Genomic DNA, 17576 nt, shown 5'->3' on the forward strand with positions numbered 1-17576 from the left:
CGTGCGCGCGCCGTGCGCGCACCGTGCGCGCTGCTCCGCCCACCCGACCGGCTACAGCTCGCGCACGACCCCACCGTCGACGTGCCACCGGCGGTCGAGGCGCACGGTGTTCAGCATGCGCCGGTCGTGGGTGACGAGCAGGAGCGCCCCCTCGTAGCTCTCGAGCGCCTGCTCGAGCTGCTCGATCGCGGGCAAATCGAGGTGGTTCGTCGGCTCGTCGAGCACGAGCACGTTCACTCCCCGAGCCTGCAGCAGCGCGAGGCCGGCCCGGGTTCGCTCGCCCGGTGAGAGCTCGCCGCACGGGCGCGTCACGTGATCTGCCTTCAGACCGAATTTGGCGAGCAGCGTGCGCACCTCGGCCGACGTCATCTCCGGCACGAGCGCTTCGAAGGCGTCTGCGAGCGGGCTCGCGCCCGCGAACAGCGAGCGCGCCTGGTCGATCTCGCCGATCGCGACCGAAGCACCGAGCGCCGCACTGCCCGAGTCTGGCTGCTGCCGCCCGAACAGCAGGCGCAAGAGCGTCGACTTGCCAGCACCGTTCGGCCCGGTGATGCCGACTCGTTCCCCCGCGTTGAGCTGCAGCGAGACCGGCCCGAGGGTGAAGTCGCCCTGCCTGGCGACTGCGGCGTTCAGCGTCGCGACGACAGCGCTCGAGCGCGGGGCCTCACCGATCGTGAATTCGAGCTGCCACTCCTTGCGGGGCTCCTCGACCTCGTCGAGGCGACGAATGCGGCTCTCCATCTGCCGCACCTTCTGGGCCTGCTTCTCGCTCGACTCGGTCGATGCAGCGCGACGAATCTTGTCGTTGTCAGGGTTTTTCTTCATCGCGTTGCGCACGCCCTGGCTCGACCACTCGCGCTGCGTGCGCGCCCTGGCGACGAGGTCAGCCTTCTTCGCCGCGAACTCTTCGTAATCATCGCGCTTGTGCTGCCGCACGATTTCGCGCTCCTCGAGGTACGCGTCGTAGCCCCCGCCGAAGACCCGGTTACTCTTCTGGGCGAGGTCGAGTTCGAGCACGCGCGTCACGCAGCGCGCGAGAAACTCGCGGTCGTGGCTCACGAGCACGACGCCACCGCGCAGCCCCTGCACAAAAGTTTCGAGGCGCTCGAGCCCGTCGAGGTCGAGGTCGTTCGTCGGCTCGTCGAGCAGCACGATGTCGAAGCGCGAGAGCAGCAGCGCGGCGAGGCCGACGCGAGCGGCCTGACCGCCGGAGAGCGAGGTCATGAGGGAGTCAGCGGAGACCGCAGTTGCGGATCCTTCGCTTTCGACCGACGCGCCCACCCTGGCACCGAGGCCGAGCTCCGCGAGCACCGCGGGCAACCGCTCCTCAAGATCGGCGGCCCCGCTCGCGAGCCACCGGTCGAGCGCGGCCGAGTACAGGTCTCCGGGGTCGGGCGCGCCCGGCCCGCTAGCCTCGGGGTCGCCGAGCGCCGCGGCGGCAGCATCCATGTCGAGCGTCGCCTGCGCGCACCCGGTGCGCCGCGCGACATAGGCGGCGACCGTTTCGCCCTCGACGCGCTCGTGCTCCTGCGGCAGCCAGCCAACGAAGGCATCGCGCGGTGCGAGGTGGATCGCCCCCTCCTGCGGCTGGAGTTCACCCGCGAGCATTCGCAGCAGCGTCGATTTCCCCGCCCCGTTCACCCCGACGACGCCGACGACGTCGCCTGGCGCGACGGTGAGATCGAGGTCGTGAAAGAGCGTGCGGTGTGCGTACCCGCCCGCGACGCCCTGGGCGACGAGAGTTGCAGTCATGCACTCAGCCTATTGAACTCCCGCGCGGGCGGCGATCACACGTCCGTTGAAATGGCACCAATAAGCAAACAACCATTGCACAACTAACAATCGTGTACATACCATTCAACAGACATGCCAAATGAGTTTGTGAGGCCGCGAGGTTTTCCACGAACTGACAAGAGCAGCACTGCAGCTGCCGACGCCGCAACCGCAAAGGAGCAGTTCGCGTGAAACCCCACTCGCAGCTACGACGGAGTAGCGTGACGTGACCCGATACATTGTGCAGCGACTGCTCGCCCTGCTGCCGGTTGTGCTCGTCGTGTCAATCGTCATCTTCTCGATCACCTACCTCACGCCCGGCGACCCGGCACGAAACATCCTCGGCCCCGACGCCTCGCAGGCCCAGGTCGACGCGCTTCGCGACTCCCTCGGGCTGAACGCGCCGCTCGTTACCCAGTACTTCTCTTGGCTCGGCGGCGTGCTCACCGGCGACCTCGGCGAGTCATTCTTCATGCGAAAGCCGGTGCTCACCGCGATCGCCGACAACTTTCTGCCGACGCTCCAACTTGCCACGATCGCCATCGCCGTCGCCCTCGGGGTGGCAATTCCCTTCGGCACGTTGGCCGCGCGCTACCGAGGCTCCGGGCTCGATCAGACGGTCACCGTGGCCACACTGCTGAGCATGGCGGTGCCGTCGTTCGTGCTCGGGCTGCTCTTGATGGTCGTCTTCGCGGTGAATCTGCGGTGGTTTCCTGTCGCTGGCTACGTCAACCCGTTCACAGACTTTGGGGCCGGCATCAAGACGCTGATTCTGCCGGGCGTCGCCCTCGGCACCATCGTTGCAGCCCTCATCACGCGCACCACCCGCGCGGCCGTGCTCGACGTGTTGAACTCAGGTTACATCGACGCGGCGCGATCGCGAGGCGTCTCGAACCTTCGGCTGCTCTTCGCGCACACGTTGAAGAACGCCGGCCTGCCCGTGCTCACCAACGTCGGGCTCGTCGTCGGCTCGCTCGTCACGGGCGCCGCGGTGACCGAGACAATCTTCAACATTCCCGGGCTCGGCTCGCTACTCGTGCAGGCGATCACGCGGCGCGACTACACGATCATCCAGGGTGTCGTGCTCGCGATCACGCTCTGCTATCTGCTCGTCAACCTCATCATCGATTTGCTCTATGGCCTCGTCGACCCCCGGGTGCGGCTCGGCAGAAAGAGCGGTGAGTAAGCATGTCTGAGATTTCGCGGGTTCCCAGCACCCAGACGCTGGCGCTTCTCCCAGCGCGAGACAGCAGCTACTGGCGGCGAGCGCTGCGCAGCCGCAGCCTCGTTGTCGGCGCCTCTTGGATACTCTTGGTCGGGCTATCGGCGCTGACGCTCCCGTTGGTGTTACAACTCGATCCGTACTCCGTCGCGCCAACTCAGCGGCTCCAGGGGCCATCGCTCGAGCACCTCGCAGGCACCGACAGTTACGGCCGCGACGTGTTCGCCCGGCTGCTCTCAGGCGCGCTCACGTCGCTCAGGGTCGGCCTCATCGTGTGCCTGGTGACTGCCGTCGCCGGTTCAATCATCGGCGTGCTCGCCGCGTTCAACAGCGTGCTCGACCAGATTCTCATGCGCATCTGCGATGGGCTGATGGCAATACCGGGCATCTTGCTTGCGGTGTCGCTCGCGGCGGCGCTCGGGCCGACGATCTCCAACCTCATCATTGCGTTGGCGATCGTCTACACGCCGGGCCTCGCGCGGGTCGTGCGGTCGCGCGCGCTTGCGGTGCGCTCAGACACCTTTGTCGAGGCCAGCCGGGTGCAGGGGGCTCGCCCGGTGCACATCATGGTGCGACACATTCTGCCCAACACGTTCTCGATCACCGCGGTGCAGGCGACCTTTATCTTTGCCGAGTCGGTGATTACCGAGGCCGCCCTGAGCTTCCTCGGGGCGGGGGTGCAGCAGCCGCTCGCGAGCTGGGGCAACATGCTCAACCAGGGCAAAGACGTCATCATGCAGGCCCCGCAGATTGTCGTGTTCACCAGCCTGTTTCTCGTGCTCACCGTGCTCGCGCTCAACCTGTTGGGCGACGGTCTCCGCGACACCGTCGATAGCAGAGGGGTGCGCCCCCAGCCGCGCCGCGCCCGATCCTCACGCAAGCGCCCGCCCCGCGACGCGACCGCTCGCGCGATTGAACCGGAAGGGACACAGCTATGACAGCCATGGCGCTAAGCACGCCGCTGACCATGTCTCGGTTGGGCATCGACGTCGATACCCGCGACACCAGGCTCGAGTTGGTCAGCGATGTGACGCTTGAGGTCGGGGAACGCGAGATCCTCGCGCTCGTTGGTGAATCGGGGTCTGGTAAGACACTCACGGCCCGCGCAGCCCTCGGCCTCTTCCCACCCCACGCCCACACCAGCGGCGCGATCAACTTGCACGGAACCGAGGTGCTCACGGCCTCTGCCGCTGAGCTGCGAAGCCTTCGGGGCAAAGACGCCGCCATGATCTTCCAGGAGCCGTCGACCGCGCTCAACCCCGTGTTTCGCGTTGGCTGGCAGATCGAGGAGGGGCTTCGCGCTCACGGGGTCGCTCCGCGGGCCGAACGAAAGCGGATCGCGCTCGACATGCTTCGCGCCGTCGGCATTCCCGAGCCGGAGACGCGCTACGACTACTACCCGCACCAGTTCTCTGGCGGTCAGAAGCAGCGCATCGTCATCGCGGCGGCGCTCGCGCTGCGCCCCAGCGTGATCATCGCTGACGAACCGACCACGGCACTCGACGTTACGGTTCAGGCCGAAATTCTCGACCTGTTGCGGCAGTGCCGGGAGTCTTTCGGCGCCGCTATCGTGCTCATCACCCACAACATGGGTGTTGTTGCCGACCTCGCCGACCGAGTCGCGGTGATGTATCAGGGGCGCATCGTTGAGCAGGCCCCGGTAGACGAGCTGTTCGCCACGCCCCGCCACCCGTATGCTCAACGACTGCTCGCGGCCGTGCCGAGTTTGGGCGCGTCGACGGGGAGCGACGATGCTCCCCAGCCACCACGAGCGCAACCGCAAGCCGCGTCCGGGCTCCCTGACCCTGGCGGCTCCCCTGCGGTGGCGGCCAGCGGCCTCAGTGTGAGTTTCGCGACGGGCTGGCGCAAGCCGCGGTTTGCCGCCGTCGACGACGTGTCGTTCGAGATCTCACACGGCGAGGTGCTCGGGCTCGTTGGCGAATCTGGTTCGGGTAAATCGACTATTGGCCGCGCAATCGCAGGGCTCGCACCTGTTTCAGCCGGGTCACTTGTCGTACTCGGAGGCGATATCTCGCGCACGCGAGGAGCCGTGCGACGGGCGCTTCGGCGCAAAGTCGGCTATGTGTTTCAAGACCCCGCGACCTCGTTCAACCCCTTCCTCACCGTCGAGGAATCGGTCGCCGAGCCGCTGCTCATTCACCGGGCTGCCCCGAACGCGCGCGCCCGCACCGCACGAGTGTTGGAGCTGCTTGATGCCGTGCAGCTGTCACGGGGGATGGCTAGCCGGAGGCCCTACGAGCTCTCGGGCGGGCAGCGTCAGCGCGTGGGCATCGCGCGCGCACTGGCGCTTGGCCCCAGCCTGCTCGTCGCCGACGAGCCAACGAGCGCGCTCGACGTCTCGGTGCAGGCAAAGGTACTCGACATTTTCCAGGAGCTCCAGCGCGAGCTGCAGTTTGCCTGCCTGTTTATCAGCCACGACCTCGCCGTTGTCGAGCTGTTGGCCGACCGCATCGCTGTGCTGCAGCGCGGCGCACTCGTCGAGATTGGCAGCGCAGCCGACGTCATTCAGCGCCCCACCGCCGCATACACTCGGGCGCTCATCGGCGCCGTTCCGCTCCCCGACCCCGTAGCTCAGCGGGCTCGACGGGCGGCCGCGCTCACTCGTGCCGACCCGCACCCACCGAGCAAACCACACCTCATCTGAACAGGAGACTCAATGTCAGCGATACGGCCAGTCGTCGCGCTCCCCATGCGCAGAAATAGCGAGGGCGAGATGCTCTCCACGGGCAATTTTCCCAAGGTGCTGGAGTGCCTCACCGCGGTCGGTTTCGAACCGCGTGTGATGGCTGACCCCACCGAACGCCTCGACGGAGTCGTCGCCGTCGTCGTTCCCGGCGGGGGCGACATCGCTCCCTACCGCTACGGCGGTAACCCGGCGGGCAATGTGTACGGCGTCGATGAGCTGCAAGACGAGCTCGACTTCTGGCTCATCGACCACGCACTCTCGGCCGGCCTGCCACTGCTTGGAATCTGCCGCGGCGCGCAGGCGATCAATGTGTTTCTGGGAGGTACGCTGCACGAGGATTTACCTCCCGGCAGCGACCCGCACCACAACAATGTATTCGCCGCGACAGACTCCAGCGTGTTTGTGCATCACGAGGTCTCGATCGAGCCTGACAGCCTCGTGGCTGGTTCACTCGACGGCGCGACGAAGGTGACGGTGCCCTCGGCCCACCACCAGAGCATCAACCGAGTTGCTGCCGGGCTTCGAGTCGTCGCCCGGGCAGACGACGGCACTGTCGAAGCTGTCGAGGCCGCCGCCCCGGCTGGCGACGCCAAGGGTTCCGCGGCACACCCAGGCTGGTTGCTGGCGGTGCAGTGGCACCCCGAGGCCGAGACCCGCTCGGTGCTCACCAAGTACGGACAATTCACGGCGCTTGCCAACGCCGTCACAGCTGCAAAGGAGACAGCATGAACGCGCTGACAGCCGGCGAGGCAAAGGCCGCCGCCGCCGCGCGGGTCGCGGAGCTTCGCGAGGAGTTGCTCGCGGTGAGTCACAGCATCGCCGCGACCCCCGAGCTCGGCATGCACGAGACCCACGCGAGCGCCCTGCTTGCGGCGACGACCGAGCGCGTCAGCGGCATCCCGGTCACCCGAGGCGTCGGGGGCCTCCCGACGGCATTCCTCGCCGAGGCCGGCACCGGAAGCCTCTCCATCACGATCTGCGCAGAGTACGACGCGCTCCCGGTTGTCGGCCATGGGTGCGGTCACAATATCATCGCAACAGCAGCACTCGGCGCGTTCCTCGCGCTCGCTCCCCTCGTCGACGCGTTCGATCTCACCGTTCGGCTGCTCGGCACGCCCGCGGAGGAGAACGGTGGCGGGAAGGTCAAGCTGCTTGATGCCGGCGCCTTTGACGGCACTCACGCGGCAATCATGGTGCACCCCGCTCCCGTCGATGTGCTCAGCATGAACCCCTACGCTTCAAACGGCATCAGGGTGCGGTTCGTTGGCAAAGAAGCGCACGCCTCACTTTCGCCCGAGCAGGGGGTGAATGCACTCGACGCCTTTACGATCGCGGCAACCGCCGTTGGTCTCGCACGCCAGCAGCTGCGACCGGGGCAGCAGATTCACTACGCCATCAGCGAGCCAGGCGGCGCCGCGAATGTGATTCCGGGAAGCGCGACGGCCGTGTGGATGGTGCGAGGCGAGACTGTCGAGAAGCTCGAGCACGTCACGGCAATCGTCGAGCGCTGCGTGAGAGCCGGAGCGCTCGCCACCGGTTGCGAGGTCGAGATCACGCGCAAAACAACCGGTTTCTACACCAACATTTTGCTCGATCATGAGCTCCTCGAGCACTACCACGCGAACGCGAACGCACTCGGTCGCGAACCGCTCGCTGTCGCGGGGCCGGGCGGGTCTACCGACATGGGAAACGTGTCGCAGGTCGTGCCAGCGATCCACCCCATGATCGGGCTGAATCGACCAGAACTCACACTGCACACCAGCGACTTTGCGCGGGCAGCTGCAGGCCCAGAGGGCGACGCTGCCGCCCTCGACGGCGCAGTGTTGCTCGCGCAGACGGCGCTCGACTTCGCAACGACGGCAGCGACCCGAGAACGCCTGCTGAGCACACACCCGCTCGCGCAGTCGTAGCCAAACCGCAACCAATTGGAACCCAGCAAACGGTTCCCCGGCCCAAGGAGTGATGTACCGATGCACAAGCCGATGACCCGATTGACACTACTCGCAGCCCCTCTCGCGGCGGCTCTGGCACTCGCTGCCTGTTCCAGCAGCGGCCCGACCGACACTGCCGAGGGGGGAAAATTCTCCGTCAGCGTCACGATGAGCGACCAGCCGCCAAACCTCGATGCCCACCTCACACAGCTGCAGAAGATCGCCGAAATCACTCGGCCGATCTACGAGACGCTGCTCACCATCGATGCGAACTACGACGTTCAGCCGATGCTCGCCGAATCCTACGAACGAAGCGATGACGGGCTCAGCTACACCTTCGTACTACGCGAGGGGCTCAAGTTTCACGACGGCAGCGACCTCGATGCGACCGACGTGGTTGCGTCAATGGAGCGTTGGACGCGCCTGACCGCCCCAGGGCAAGACGACTTCGGCGACGCGACATGGGCAGAAATCGACCCGCTGACCGTCGAGCTCACGGTACCGACCGCGAGTTTTCTCCACGAGCTACAGCTTGCGGCGCGGCTCCTCAATGTGCCGGCTATCATGCCTTCCGAGGTCATCGAGGCCGCTGGCGACGACCCCGTCCAAGAGGCGATCGGTTCGGGTCCCTACAGGGTCGAGGAGTGGATTGCTGACCAAACGTTGACCCTCACGAAGTGGGACGACTACCAGTCTGTCGACGCCCCCTCGAGCGGGCTCGCGGGCGCGAAGAACGCATCGATAGATGAGCTCGTGTTCACGTTCCTCGACGATGCGACCACGGCGGTCGCCGGCCTGCAGACCGGCCAGTACGACGTCGTCACCGGCGTGGGGCACCATCAGGTGCCGCAGATCGAGGCCGATGATTCGATCGTGCCAGAGACGTACCAGTACGGGTTGCAAAATCTCGCCTACAACATTCACAGCGGGCCAGCCTCAGACGTTCGGTTGCGGCAGGCCATGAACATGGCCTACGACCGCGATGAGATGATGCTCGCAGCCGTCGGCGACGAGAAGAACTACACGCTGATCCACGACAACATGGCGGCGCCGTGGCAGAGCGTGTGGAACACCGACGTCGGCAAGGCGGGGTTCAACGCGGCCGACACGGAGGGCGCGAAGGCGCTGCTCGCCGAGAGCGACTACAACGGTGAGGCCCTGACGCTCATCGTGAGCAGCAGCTCGAACAACGCGCAGGCCGCGGCGGTCGTGCTGCAAGACCAGATGGCCGCGATCGGCGTCAACGTGAGCATCGAGGCGATGGAGTGGGCGGCGTTCATTGACCGTTACCTCAACGACTACGACTCGTGGGATCTCGGCATCATCACCCAGGTTGTGAAGAACGAGCCGACCCAAACCATCGGGTGGGTGTCGAGCAACCCCGGGTACCAGGCGGGCTCCCCCGAGCTCGCTGCCCTCGAGGCCGCATACCGCGGCGCCGAGACGCTCGCCGACGCGCAGGCTCTGTACGACGATATGCAGCAATACATCGAAGACCTGCGCCCGCTCAGCCGCCTCGGCGACACCCACGACTTGTTCGCCTACTCGACCCGGCTCGAAAACCTCGCGGTGTTCGACGCATCGATCACCTGGTGGAACGTGACGGCCGCGCCGTAGACCGCCCCGAGGCTGTTCACACACCCAGCCGCGCGAGCAGTCTCCCCGCCGCGGCCCGGTCGGCTCCGCTCTCGTGTTCACGGAGCCTGACGGCCGCGGCGGGGCGCTCCTCGACGTGCACAATGCGGCCGGGCCGGGCGCTCAGCACGAGCACGCGGTCGGCGAGCAGCAGCGCCTCGTCAACGTCGTGGGTCACCAGCAGAATGGGCCGCCTGTCGAGCTCAACGATCTCGAGTAGCCACCGCTGCAACTGCCGCCTCGTCAGCGCATCGAGCGCTCCGAGCGGCTCGTCGAGCGCCAGCACCCGCTGCGGCATCAAGAACGAGCGCATGAGCGCGACGCGCTGGCGCATGCCCCCGGAGAGCTCGTCGGGCCACGACTGTTCATACCCCGTCAGGCCGAACCGTTCGAGCAGCGCGAGTGCCTCGGCCCGCGACTCGGCCCGGTTTCGCCCGCAGGTCTCTGCCCCGAGGGTCGCGTTCTCGAGCACCCGGAGCCACGGCAGCAGCGCGTCGCGTTGCGGGTGGTAGGCCACGCCTCCCGGCACGCCGAGCAGCTGGGTTGGCCCCAGCCACGCACCGCCGGCGTCGGGAGCTTCGAGGCCAGCGAGAATGCGCAGCAGCGTCGACTTTCCGCACCCGCTCGGGCCAACGATGGCGGTGAGCGAACCGGGCTCGGCGGTAAACGAGACGTCGCTGAGCGTCGGTGTGCGCCTCGCCCGGCGCCCGAGGAGGCGTGGGCCGGGCGCCGGGTAGGAGTGCGAGATCGACTCGACCCTGAGCGGGAGCGGGCGCTGGTGCGCTTGCGACTGCGACTGCGACTGCGGGCGCTGACGCTGGTGCGGGCCCGAGCCGCCCGCACCCGCCGCTGGCGAGGGCCCGGTGCTGGCAATCATGTTAGGCCGCTGGCAGGTAGTCGTTGGTCCAGGCACCATCGAGTGCGGTTGCGTCATCGAGCATGTTCGCGCGCACGAGGAACTCGGTGAAGCGCTGCCAGACCTCGCTCTCCATTGCCCCAAATCGGCCCTCGGGCGCGAACCGCGGCGCGTAGTAGTCGACGGCCGCAGCGATGAGGCCCTCGTCGAGTTCAGGGGCTGCGGCGAGCATGGCCGCGGCGCCCGCCGACGGATCCGCCACGACAGCGTCGTACCCCGCGCTCGTCGCGGCCAAGAACGATTCGGTGAGATCCGGGTCTTCGGTCATCGCCTTCGCGTTTCCGATAATCACGGGCGTGTACCAGTTGGGAATGCACGCCTGCTGGTCGGCCAGGGCGATGAGGGAGACGTCGTCGCGCTCCGCCTGCGCGCGGAGCGCATCCCAGCCGCCGAACACCCAGGTGACGTCGAAGCGCTGCTGCGCGAGCCCGGAGAGGTAGTCGACGTTGCCGATCTCCACAAACTCGACCGCGGCAGCATCGGCTCCACCGCACTCAGCGAGCGCAGAGATGATCTCGGTTTCGAGCGCCCCGCCGTAGCCGCCGTAGGTCAGGCCGGCGAGCGACCCGGGGTCTGCGGTGAGGCCGGAGCCGGCGAGCCCCATGAGCACCGAATCGTTGACGGGCAGGAGCGTCGCGACCGCCTCAAGATCCATGCCCGCCGCGCGCGCCGGCAACACCGACTCCGCCTGCGAGATGCCGAAGTCGGCGCGCCCCTGGGCAACCGAGGCGTCTGCCCCGATGCCGTCGCCCGGCTCGAGAATCTCGACGTCGAGGCCGGCGGCCTCGTAGAGGCCGTGCTCGTGCGCGTAGTAGATGCCGGCGTGGTGCGCGTTCGGCGTCCAGTTGAGCATAAGGGTGACGGGCCGCAGGCCGTCGGCGGCCGCGCCCTGCTCTGCGTCGGGGTTCGGGGCGGAGGCCGCGCACCCGGCGATGAGGAGCGAGGCGGCGAGCGCCGCCGCGCTCAGTGCGATGCGTCGGTGAGAGCTGTTCGGGGTCATTGTCAGACGCCCTTTCTGTTGCGTGTGGATCGGGTCTGTGAGAGCACGAGATCGCCGATGAGTGAAGTAAGCCAGAACAGCAGCACGCCGAGCACGGCGATCACGCCGACCGCGGCAAACAGCTGGTCCATCTTGTAGCTCGCTTGCGAGCGTTGGAGGTAGACGCCGAGCCCGATGGATGACCCCATCCACTCGGCAATGATCGCGCTGAACACGACGTAGCTCGCCGCGACCTTCGCGCCCGCGACAATCGCAGGGGTGGATCCCGGGAGCTTCACCCGGCGCAGCACCGTGACGGGCGACGCCCCCATCGACACGAGCAGGTCAACGAGGTACCGGTCTGCGTCGCGCATTGCGGCGCTCGCGCTGATCGCGATCGGGAAGAACGCGCCGAGCGTGACGACGAGAATCTTCGGGAATGCACCGAACCCCATCGCCGCAATGAGAATCGGGGCGAACACGACCGGCGGAATGGCCTGGCTTGCGATGAGCAGCGGCTCGGCAGCGCGCCGCAGCGTGCCCGAGAGCCCGAGCAGCGTGCCGAAGCCGATGCCGCAGACTGCGCCGAGCGCGAGGCCGGCAAGCGCGATCCGCATCGTCGCCGCGAGGTGAGCTGCGAGCAGCGCGCGATCGTTCCACCCCGCCTCCCAGACGCTCGCGGGCGACGGCAGCAGGTAACTGGGCGCGTCGGTGACGCGCACGAGCAGCCCCCACAGCAGCACCGCACCGAGGGCGGCGAGGAGTGCCGGGAGAATCTGCCGTGTGAGAATTCTCACGGCGTCTGGGCGCTAGTGAGTGATGCGAGAGACGAGGTCTGCCATCGACGCCTCCACGACGTCGTCTTTCGCTTCGAGAATGCGAAAGTGCGTCATGACGCGGTCGGCCCCGGCTTCGAGGGTGGCATCGTGCAGCTCGCGCATGAGCGGCCAGAGCCTATCTGCCGGCCCCTGGATTGTGGTGCCGAGCGCACCGACTTCGTATTCGAGGCCGCTCTGCTCGATGACGCGAATCGCGCCCTCGACGCAGCTGTATCGACCGTTTTCGTCTCCCATTGGCGTGGGTGACACGTGAACATGGATCAACATAGTGACCGCTTCCCTCCGCTCGCATTACCGAGATCAGGTTCCTGGAGTGGTTCGCCTCGTTCGGCGAATCTCAGCCCGTTCGGGCCCCCCCAGCGGATGTGTACTGGAACCCTCAGCATAGCCGCGAACGCACGGGCGCGGTCAAGCCCGTGCGTTCGCACCGGAGTGTCGCGGCGGCCCCTGATCGCTTGCCCCAGCACTCTGCCCTATCGTGGAGGCCATCGGCGCGCTCAGCTAAGGCGCCCCTCCAAGCTTCACCCCATGCCCCCGCCCACACCTGCCGAAGGAGCACCATGAGCCACGACATGAGCACCCAGATCCAGCTCGCCCGCCGCCCGAAGGGCTGGCCAGTGCACGAAGACTTCGCCACGGTCACCGTCGAGTACGCTGACCCAGCCCCCGGCGAGGTTCGCGTCGTCAACGAGTTCGTCTCGGTTGATCCGTACATGCGCGGCCGCATGAGCGACGCCCGCAGCTACGTCGCACCCTACGAGATCGGCGGCGTGATCGCCGGCGGTGCGATCGGCCGCGTCGTCGCGTCTGCAGCCGAGCAGCTGCCCGTTGGCACCGTCGTGCTGCACCAGCATGGCTGGACCGACGTCATTCAGGCAGACGCCTCGAAGTTTCGCGCCGCCCCCGAGGTCACGGGCCTGCCCAACTCGCTCCGACTCCACATGCTTGGCATGACGGGCCTCACCGCCTACGTCGGGCTCACTGCAATCGCCGGCCTGCGCGAGGGCGACACCGTCTTCGTCTCGGGGGCCGCTGGTGCCGTCGGCACCGCCGTCGGCCAGATCGCGAAGCTTCTCGGCGCAGGCCGAGTGATTGGCTCAGCGGGGACGGCCGAGAAGGTGGCGCTCCTTACCGAGAAGTACGGCTACGACGCAGCGTTTAACTACAAAGACGGCCTGGTGCGCACGCAGCTCGCTGAGGCCGCCCCAGCCGGGGTCGATGTGTTCTTCGACAACGTCGGCGGCGACCACCTCGAGGCAGCGCTCGCCTCGATGAACCGCGGCGGCCGCCTCGCACTCTGCGGCGCGATCGCGGCGTACAACGCGACCGAGCGCCAGGCCGGCCCGAGCAACATGTCGAAGATGATCACCGAGAGCCTCACCATGCAGGGCTTCACTGTTGGCGAGCACTGGGACAAGGCGCCGGCGTTCACGGAGCTCATGACGGGCTGGTTTATGGACGGCAAGATCGCCTACGACGAGACCATCGTCGACGGCATCGACAATACGATCGACGCGTTCCTCGCCATGATGCAGGGTGCGAACACCGGCAAGATGCTCGTGCGCATCTAGACCAGCGAGCCCGGCGCTGCCACCCAGTTCACGGGAGCACACGTTAGCCACCAAAGCACACGTTATTAACGTGGGATTACGTGTGCTCCGGTGAATAACGTGTGCTCCGGCGACGCCCCGAGCCCGGGGGGGGGGGGAGGGACGAGAGCCTACACGGCAGGCGGGGTGAGCCCGGAGGCAACCGCGAGATCCTGCCACGACATGCCGGTGCCCTTGAAGACGTTGGGGCGGCTCGCATCGCGCACGATCTCGCCGCGCACGAGCCCCGCGAGCGGCCGCAGCGTATCGGTATCGAGGTTGCCCTCGGCCGCCGCCATGATCACGTCGCCAGCTTCACGCAGCGCGGTGTCGTGGTCTTCGACGACGACGAGCGCCCGCGCCATGAGGTCGCCTGGGAGCTCGCGGCGGTCGGCCTCGTGCGACCCCATGGCGGCCACGCAGGCGCCGTCGCGCACGAGGGAGCCGTCGAACACGGGGTCTTTCGCCGACGTCGCGCAGAGCACGATGTCGGCGTCGGAGACATCCGCTGCGGTTCCGAGCGTGGCCTGGATGCCGAGTTCTGCGAGCTTCGCGATCGCTGGCGCGGTGCGCTCGGGGTTGCGGCCCACGAGGCGAATGTCGGTGAGCTCGCGAATCCGAGAGAACGCCAGGACGTGGTCGATCGCCTGCGGGCCGCTCCCGAACACGACGAGCCGCTCGGCGTCGGGGGCCGCGAGCCGGTCGACGGCCACCGCGGTCGTCGCGGGGGTGCGGATCACGGTGAGCGCCGACCCATCGACGAGCAGCTGCGGGGTGAGGGTCTCTGCATCCATGAGCAGGTACAGCGCCTGGATGCGCGGCTTGCCCTTGGCAGGGTTGCCCGGCGACACCGACGCGATCTTCACCCCCACCGACTGCCCAAGCGTCGACGGCATGAGCAGCAGGTGCCCCTCCCCCGCATCAACCGACTGGCGTGCGGGGTCGTTCGCGGGGTCGAAGCCGTCAAGGAGCGCCCGCTCGATGAGCCCGCGCGCGGTGTCGGGGTCGATCTGCGCGCGAACGTCGTCAGCTGAGAGGAACGGGAGTCCGGTCGGGGCAATCATCGTGTTCTCCTAGGTGTTGCGTGTGCGGCGGTGGAGTGCGGCCGCGATGGAATATGGCTGCTGTGAACCTTGGTGAGGGGTCGCGGTGCGACGGCGGATCGGCCTAGAAGCGGTCGGCAGAGACGCCCCGGAGCAGCTCGGGCACCGGCCCGCCTGCGACGAGGTCGGTGATGAGCTTGCCGGTCGTGGGCGCGAGGCTGATGCCGAGCATGACGTGGCCGGTCGCGACGAGCACGCTCGGGTGCTTCGCGAGCGCGCCGATGATGGGCAGGCCGTCTGGCGTCGTTGGGCGCAGCCCCGTCCAGGGCTCCGGGGCGCCCTCGATGTCGGGCCAGCCCTCGAAGTACGAGCTCACACCCGTGAGAATTCCGCCCGCACGGCGGCGCTTGATCGACTCGTCGACCCCGGTGAACCCCATGGTGCCCGCGAGGCGCACCTTCGTGTCGAGCGGAGTGATCGCGACCTTCGCCTCTGCAAGGTAGATCGGCTTTGTCGGCCCGCCCGGCACGACGGGGAAGTCGTAGCCGTAGCCCTTGCCCGACTGCAGCGGCACGCGCTCGCCGATGCCCTTCAGCACCTCGTTCGTCCACGCCCCGGCGGCGACGACCACGCGGTCGGCGCTCAGGAGCTCGGAGCCGTGTGTCGCGGAGCCGACCCGCACGGCGACCGATCCCCCGGCCCCCGTCTCAAGCGTGGCGGGAGCACCGAGCCTGAGCTCGACCCCCTCGCGCTCGCACGCGGCGGCGAGGCCGCGCACGAACGACCCGGGGTCGACCGAGCGGTCGCCGCGCGACTCGATGCCAGCGGCGACCCGGTCCGACAGGACCGGCTTGTGTGCCTTGAGGTCTGCGTCGCTCATGTGGTTCCACGAGAAACCGGGGAGCTTGCCGTCGAGCAGCTCGAGCTCAGTGACCCGCCCCTCGACCTTGTGACCGTTCGTGAAGAGCATCGCGAGCGGCTCGTCGTGCTGCTCGAACTCGACGCCCTCGGCCGCGAGCTCGTCGAAGTCTGACAGCGCCGTCGCGCTGAGCGCCGCGAGCACCGCAGACCCCTCACGAAACTTCGAGTCAGTGCAGCTGCGGAGCATTCGCAGCATGAAGCCGATGAAGCTCGGCTTCAGCGACGGTGTCACGTACAGCGGGCTGTCGGGCTGCACCATCCACTTCATCGCCTGCAGCATCATGCCCGGAGCCGGCACGGGCGTCGACATGCTCGGAATGAGCCAGCCGGCGTTGTGCCCGGAGGCCTTCGCTGCGAGCGGTGCCTGGTCAACGACGGTGACGTCGTGGCCGGCCTTGCGGAGGTAGTACGCGGATGCGAGGCCGACAGCGCCGGCCCCGATCACGATGACACGCGTCATGCGGTGGTTACGCCTTTCGAGAGGTGGTTGCGGGCGTCGGAGCGCCGACGCCAGGTTCGTCGATCGCTGCTCCGTCGATCACGGCGATGTGCTGGGTGCGGTCGATAGCGGGCTCGCCCTTCGCGCGCCCGACGAAGTAGCCGATCACGCCGCCGAGCACCGCGGGGAGGATCCACCCGCCGTTGTCGGCGAACATCGGCAGCCACGAGAAGAAGCCGTTGAGCTCATCGACGAAGTTGCCAGACGCCTTCACGGCGTCGAGAATCGCGATCGCGCCAGCACCGATCGTCGCGCCGACGTATACCGAGCGGCGCCCGCCGAAGAAGCGGTCGAGCAGGGCGAGCACGATGAGGGTCATCCCGAGCGGGTACAGCAGGAAGAGGATCGGGAGCGCGGCAGACAGCACGGCCTGCAGCCCGAAGTTCGCGATCACCAGGCCGACAGTCGCGTGGATCCACACCCAGGCCTTGTACGACACCCTCGGAAACTGCTTCGCGAAGAAGTCGGCGACCGCGGTGAGGCAGGCGACGAGCGTCGTGATGCCGGTGAGGAAGATCACGAGGCCGATCATGAGCACGCCGGGGTAGCCGAGCAGCGTGCGGGCAGCCTCGGCGATGACCGTGCCGCCGTTGTCGGGGCGGCCGATCGAGTCGACGCTAGATCCGCCGATCCACGCGAGCGAGATGTGCAGCAGCGCGAGGCCGATCACGGTGATGATGCCGGCCTTCAAGAACGTGAACGAGATGCCCTTGCGGGTGGTGATGCCCTGGCCGCGAATCGACTGGATGAAGACGCCGGCGAACACGAGCGCAGCGAGCGCGTCCATCGTGAGGTACCCCTCGGTGAAGCCCTTGATGAAGGCCCCGTCCTTGTACGGGTCGACGGCGTCGTGCAGTTCACCCATCGGTGTCACGAGCGACTTCACCACGATGACGATGAGCAGCACCGAGAAGATCGGCGTGATGACCTTGCCGACGCGGTCGACGAGCTTCGACGGGGTGAGCGACAGGTAGACCCCGAGCAGCGTGAAGATCACCGAGAAGATGATGAGCGGCCAGACGCCCTGCGTGAGCTCGGGCCCGAGGATCGGCTTGATCGAGATCTCGTACACCACCGAGGTGGTGCGCGGGTTGACGTACAGCGGCCCGAGCGCGAGGAACAGCAGTAGGCAGAAGACGAAGGAGAACACCGGGTGCACGCGCGAGGCGAGCTGTTCGACGGTGCCGCCCGCCATGGTGAGCGCGATGATCGCGAGCAGCACGAGGCCGACGCCGGTGATGAGGAAGCCCGACATTGGGATCCACATCTCGCTGCCAGCTGCCTGGCCAACCATCGGGGCAAAGATCGTGTTGCCCGCTCCGAGGAACATGGCGAACAAGAGCAGGCCAAGGGCCAGCATCTGGAACGGAGTGAGCTTGCGGTCGCCGGTCATCGCACGCCTCCCGGCGCGGTGGGGCTGAACTGGTGTGAGGTCATGGGTTGCACGGTCTCCTCCTTGAGTTGGCAAGAAAAGCACTGGCGGCATCCGCGTTGGCTCGATAGCCCGGCCGATACCGCACGT

General features: G+C 67.4%; 15 protein-coding genes and 1 riboswitch. Of the genes, 7 read left to right on the forward strand and 8 right to left on the reverse strand.

What is annotated here, in order from left to right; genetic code table 11:
• Nucleotides 1–51 precede the first annotated feature (51 nt).
• Nucleotides 52–1752: an ABC-F family ATP-binding cassette domain-containing protein gene (locus tag ABD115_RS11880; RefSeq protein WP_343961066.1), complete on the reverse strand. Its 1701-nt coding sequence runs from the start codon at nt 1750–1752 to the stop codon at nt 52–54.
• Nucleotides 1753–1999: 247 nt separating this feature from the next.
• Between ABD115_RS11880 and ABD115_RS11885 the strand changes: the two genes are divergently transcribed.
• The 6 genes from ABD115_RS11885 (at nt 2000) to ABD115_RS11910 (ending at nt 9250) form a co-directional block, all read left to right on the forward strand.
• Nucleotides 2000–2959: an ABC transporter permease gene (locus ABD115_RS11885; RefSeq protein ID WP_343961069.1), complete on the forward strand. Its 960-nt coding sequence runs from the start codon at nt 2000–2002 to the stop codon at nt 2957–2959.
• 2 nt (nt 2960–2961) lie between these two features.
• Nucleotides 2962–3933 carry an ABC transporter permease gene (locus tag ABD115_RS11890; RefSeq protein WP_343961071.1) on the forward strand — a complete coding sequence of 324 codons (972 nt, stop codon included), beginning with the start codon at nt 2962–2964 and terminating at the stop codon, nt 3931–3933.
• Nucleotides 3930–5660 (forward strand): dipeptide ABC transporter ATP-binding protein, encoded by a 1731-nt coding sequence (locus ABD115_RS11895; RefSeq protein WP_382388898.1) that lies wholly within the window; start codon nt 3930–3932, stop codon nt 5658–5660. Before ABD115_RS11890 ends, ABD115_RS11895 begins: the two co-directional genes overlap by 4 nt.
• 12 nt (nt 5661–5672) lie before the next feature.
• Entirely contained in the window at nt 5673–6431 is a 759-nt protein-coding gene (locus tag ABD115_RS11900; protein WP_343961072.1) for a gamma-glutamyl-gamma-aminobutyrate hydrolase family protein, read from the forward strand.
• Nucleotides 6428–7612, forward strand: coding sequence for a M20 family metallopeptidase (locus tag ABD115_RS11905; RefSeq protein WP_343961074.1), 1185 nt, complete (start codon nt 6428–6430; stop codon nt 7610–7612). The genes ABD115_RS11900 and ABD115_RS11905 overlap by 4 nt, the downstream gene beginning before the upstream one ends.
• Nucleotides 7613–7801: 189 nt before the next feature.
• Nucleotides 7802–9250 carry an ABC transporter substrate-binding protein gene (locus ABD115_RS11910; protein WP_343961076.1) on the forward strand — a complete coding sequence of 483 codons (1449 nt, stop codon included), beginning with the start codon at nt 7802–7804 and terminating at the stop codon, nt 9248–9250.
• Between the two features lie 16 nt (nt 9251–9266).
• On the opposite strand, the gene ABD115_RS11915 is transcribed toward ABD115_RS11910, so the two are convergent.
• Genes ABD115_RS11915 through ABD115_RS11930 form a run of 4 tightly spaced genes read right to left on the reverse strand, consistent with a single transcriptional unit; the run spans nt 9267 to nt 12251 of the window.
• Nucleotides 9267–10145 carry an ABC transporter ATP-binding protein gene (locus ABD115_RS11915; protein WP_343961078.1) on the reverse strand — a complete coding sequence of 293 codons (879 nt, stop codon included), beginning with the start codon at nt 10143–10145 and terminating at the stop codon, nt 9267–9269.
• Nucleotide 10146: 1 nt separating this feature from the next.
• The gene (locus ABD115_RS11920) at nt 10147–11184 is read right to left on the reverse strand and encodes an ABC transporter substrate-binding protein (RefSeq protein ID WP_343961080.1); all 1038 of its coding nucleotides are present in this window, start codon (nt 11182–11184) and stop codon (nt 10147–10149) included.
• Nucleotides 11185–11186: 2 nt separating this feature from the next.
• Complete coding sequence (locus ABD115_RS11925) at nt 11187–11960, reverse strand: ABC transporter permease (protein ID WP_343961082.1); 774 nt, start codon at nt 11958–11960, stop codon at nt 11187–11189.
• A gap of 12 nt (nt 11961–11972) precedes the next feature.
• Nucleotides 11973–12251 (reverse strand): thiamine-binding protein, encoded by a 279-nt coding sequence (locus ABD115_RS11930; protein ID WP_343961084.1) that lies wholly within the window; start codon nt 12249–12251, stop codon nt 11973–11975.
• 11 nt (nt 12252–12262) lie between these two features.
• A riboswitch (TPP riboswitch) is annotated at nt 12263–12370 on the reverse strand.
• A gap of 192 nt (nt 12371–12562) precedes the next feature.
• Between ABD115_RS11930 and ABD115_RS11935 the strand changes: the two genes are divergently transcribed.
• Nucleotides 12563–13573: an NADP-dependent oxidoreductase gene (locus ABD115_RS11935; RefSeq protein WP_343961086.1), complete on the forward strand. Its 1011-nt coding sequence runs from the start codon at nt 12563–12565 to the stop codon at nt 13571–13573.
• A gap of 149 nt (nt 13574–13722) precedes the next feature.
• Here ABD115_RS11935 and ABD115_RS11940 read toward each other — a convergent pair whose 3' ends face one another.
• From ABD115_RS11940 to brnQ, 3 genes are all read right to left on the reverse strand, one after another.
• Nucleotides 13723–14655 carry an ornithine cyclodeaminase family protein gene (locus ABD115_RS11940; protein WP_343961088.1) on the reverse strand — a complete coding sequence of 311 codons (933 nt, stop codon included), beginning with the start codon at nt 14653–14655 and terminating at the stop codon, nt 13723–13725.
• Between the two features lie 103 nt (nt 14656–14758).
• Nucleotides 14759–16015: an NAD(P)/FAD-dependent oxidoreductase gene (locus tag ABD115_RS11945; RefSeq protein WP_343961090.1), complete on the reverse strand. Its 1257-nt coding sequence runs from the start codon at nt 16013–16015 to the stop codon at nt 14759–14761.
• A 7-nt stretch (nt 16016–16022) separates the two neighbouring features.
• The gene (gene brnQ / locus ABD115_RS11950; protein WP_343961092.1) at nt 16023–17447 is read right to left on the reverse strand and encodes a branched-chain amino acid transport system II carrier protein; all 1425 of its coding nucleotides are present in this window, start codon (nt 17445–17447) and stop codon (nt 16023–16025) included.
• Between the last annotated feature and the right edge of the window lie 129 nt (nt 17448–17576).

This window comes from Leucobacter albus (genome assembly GCF_039528015.1).
GTDB classification, from domain to species: Bacteria; Actinomycetota; Actinomycetes; order Actinomycetales; family Microbacteriaceae; genus Leucobacter; species Leucobacter albus.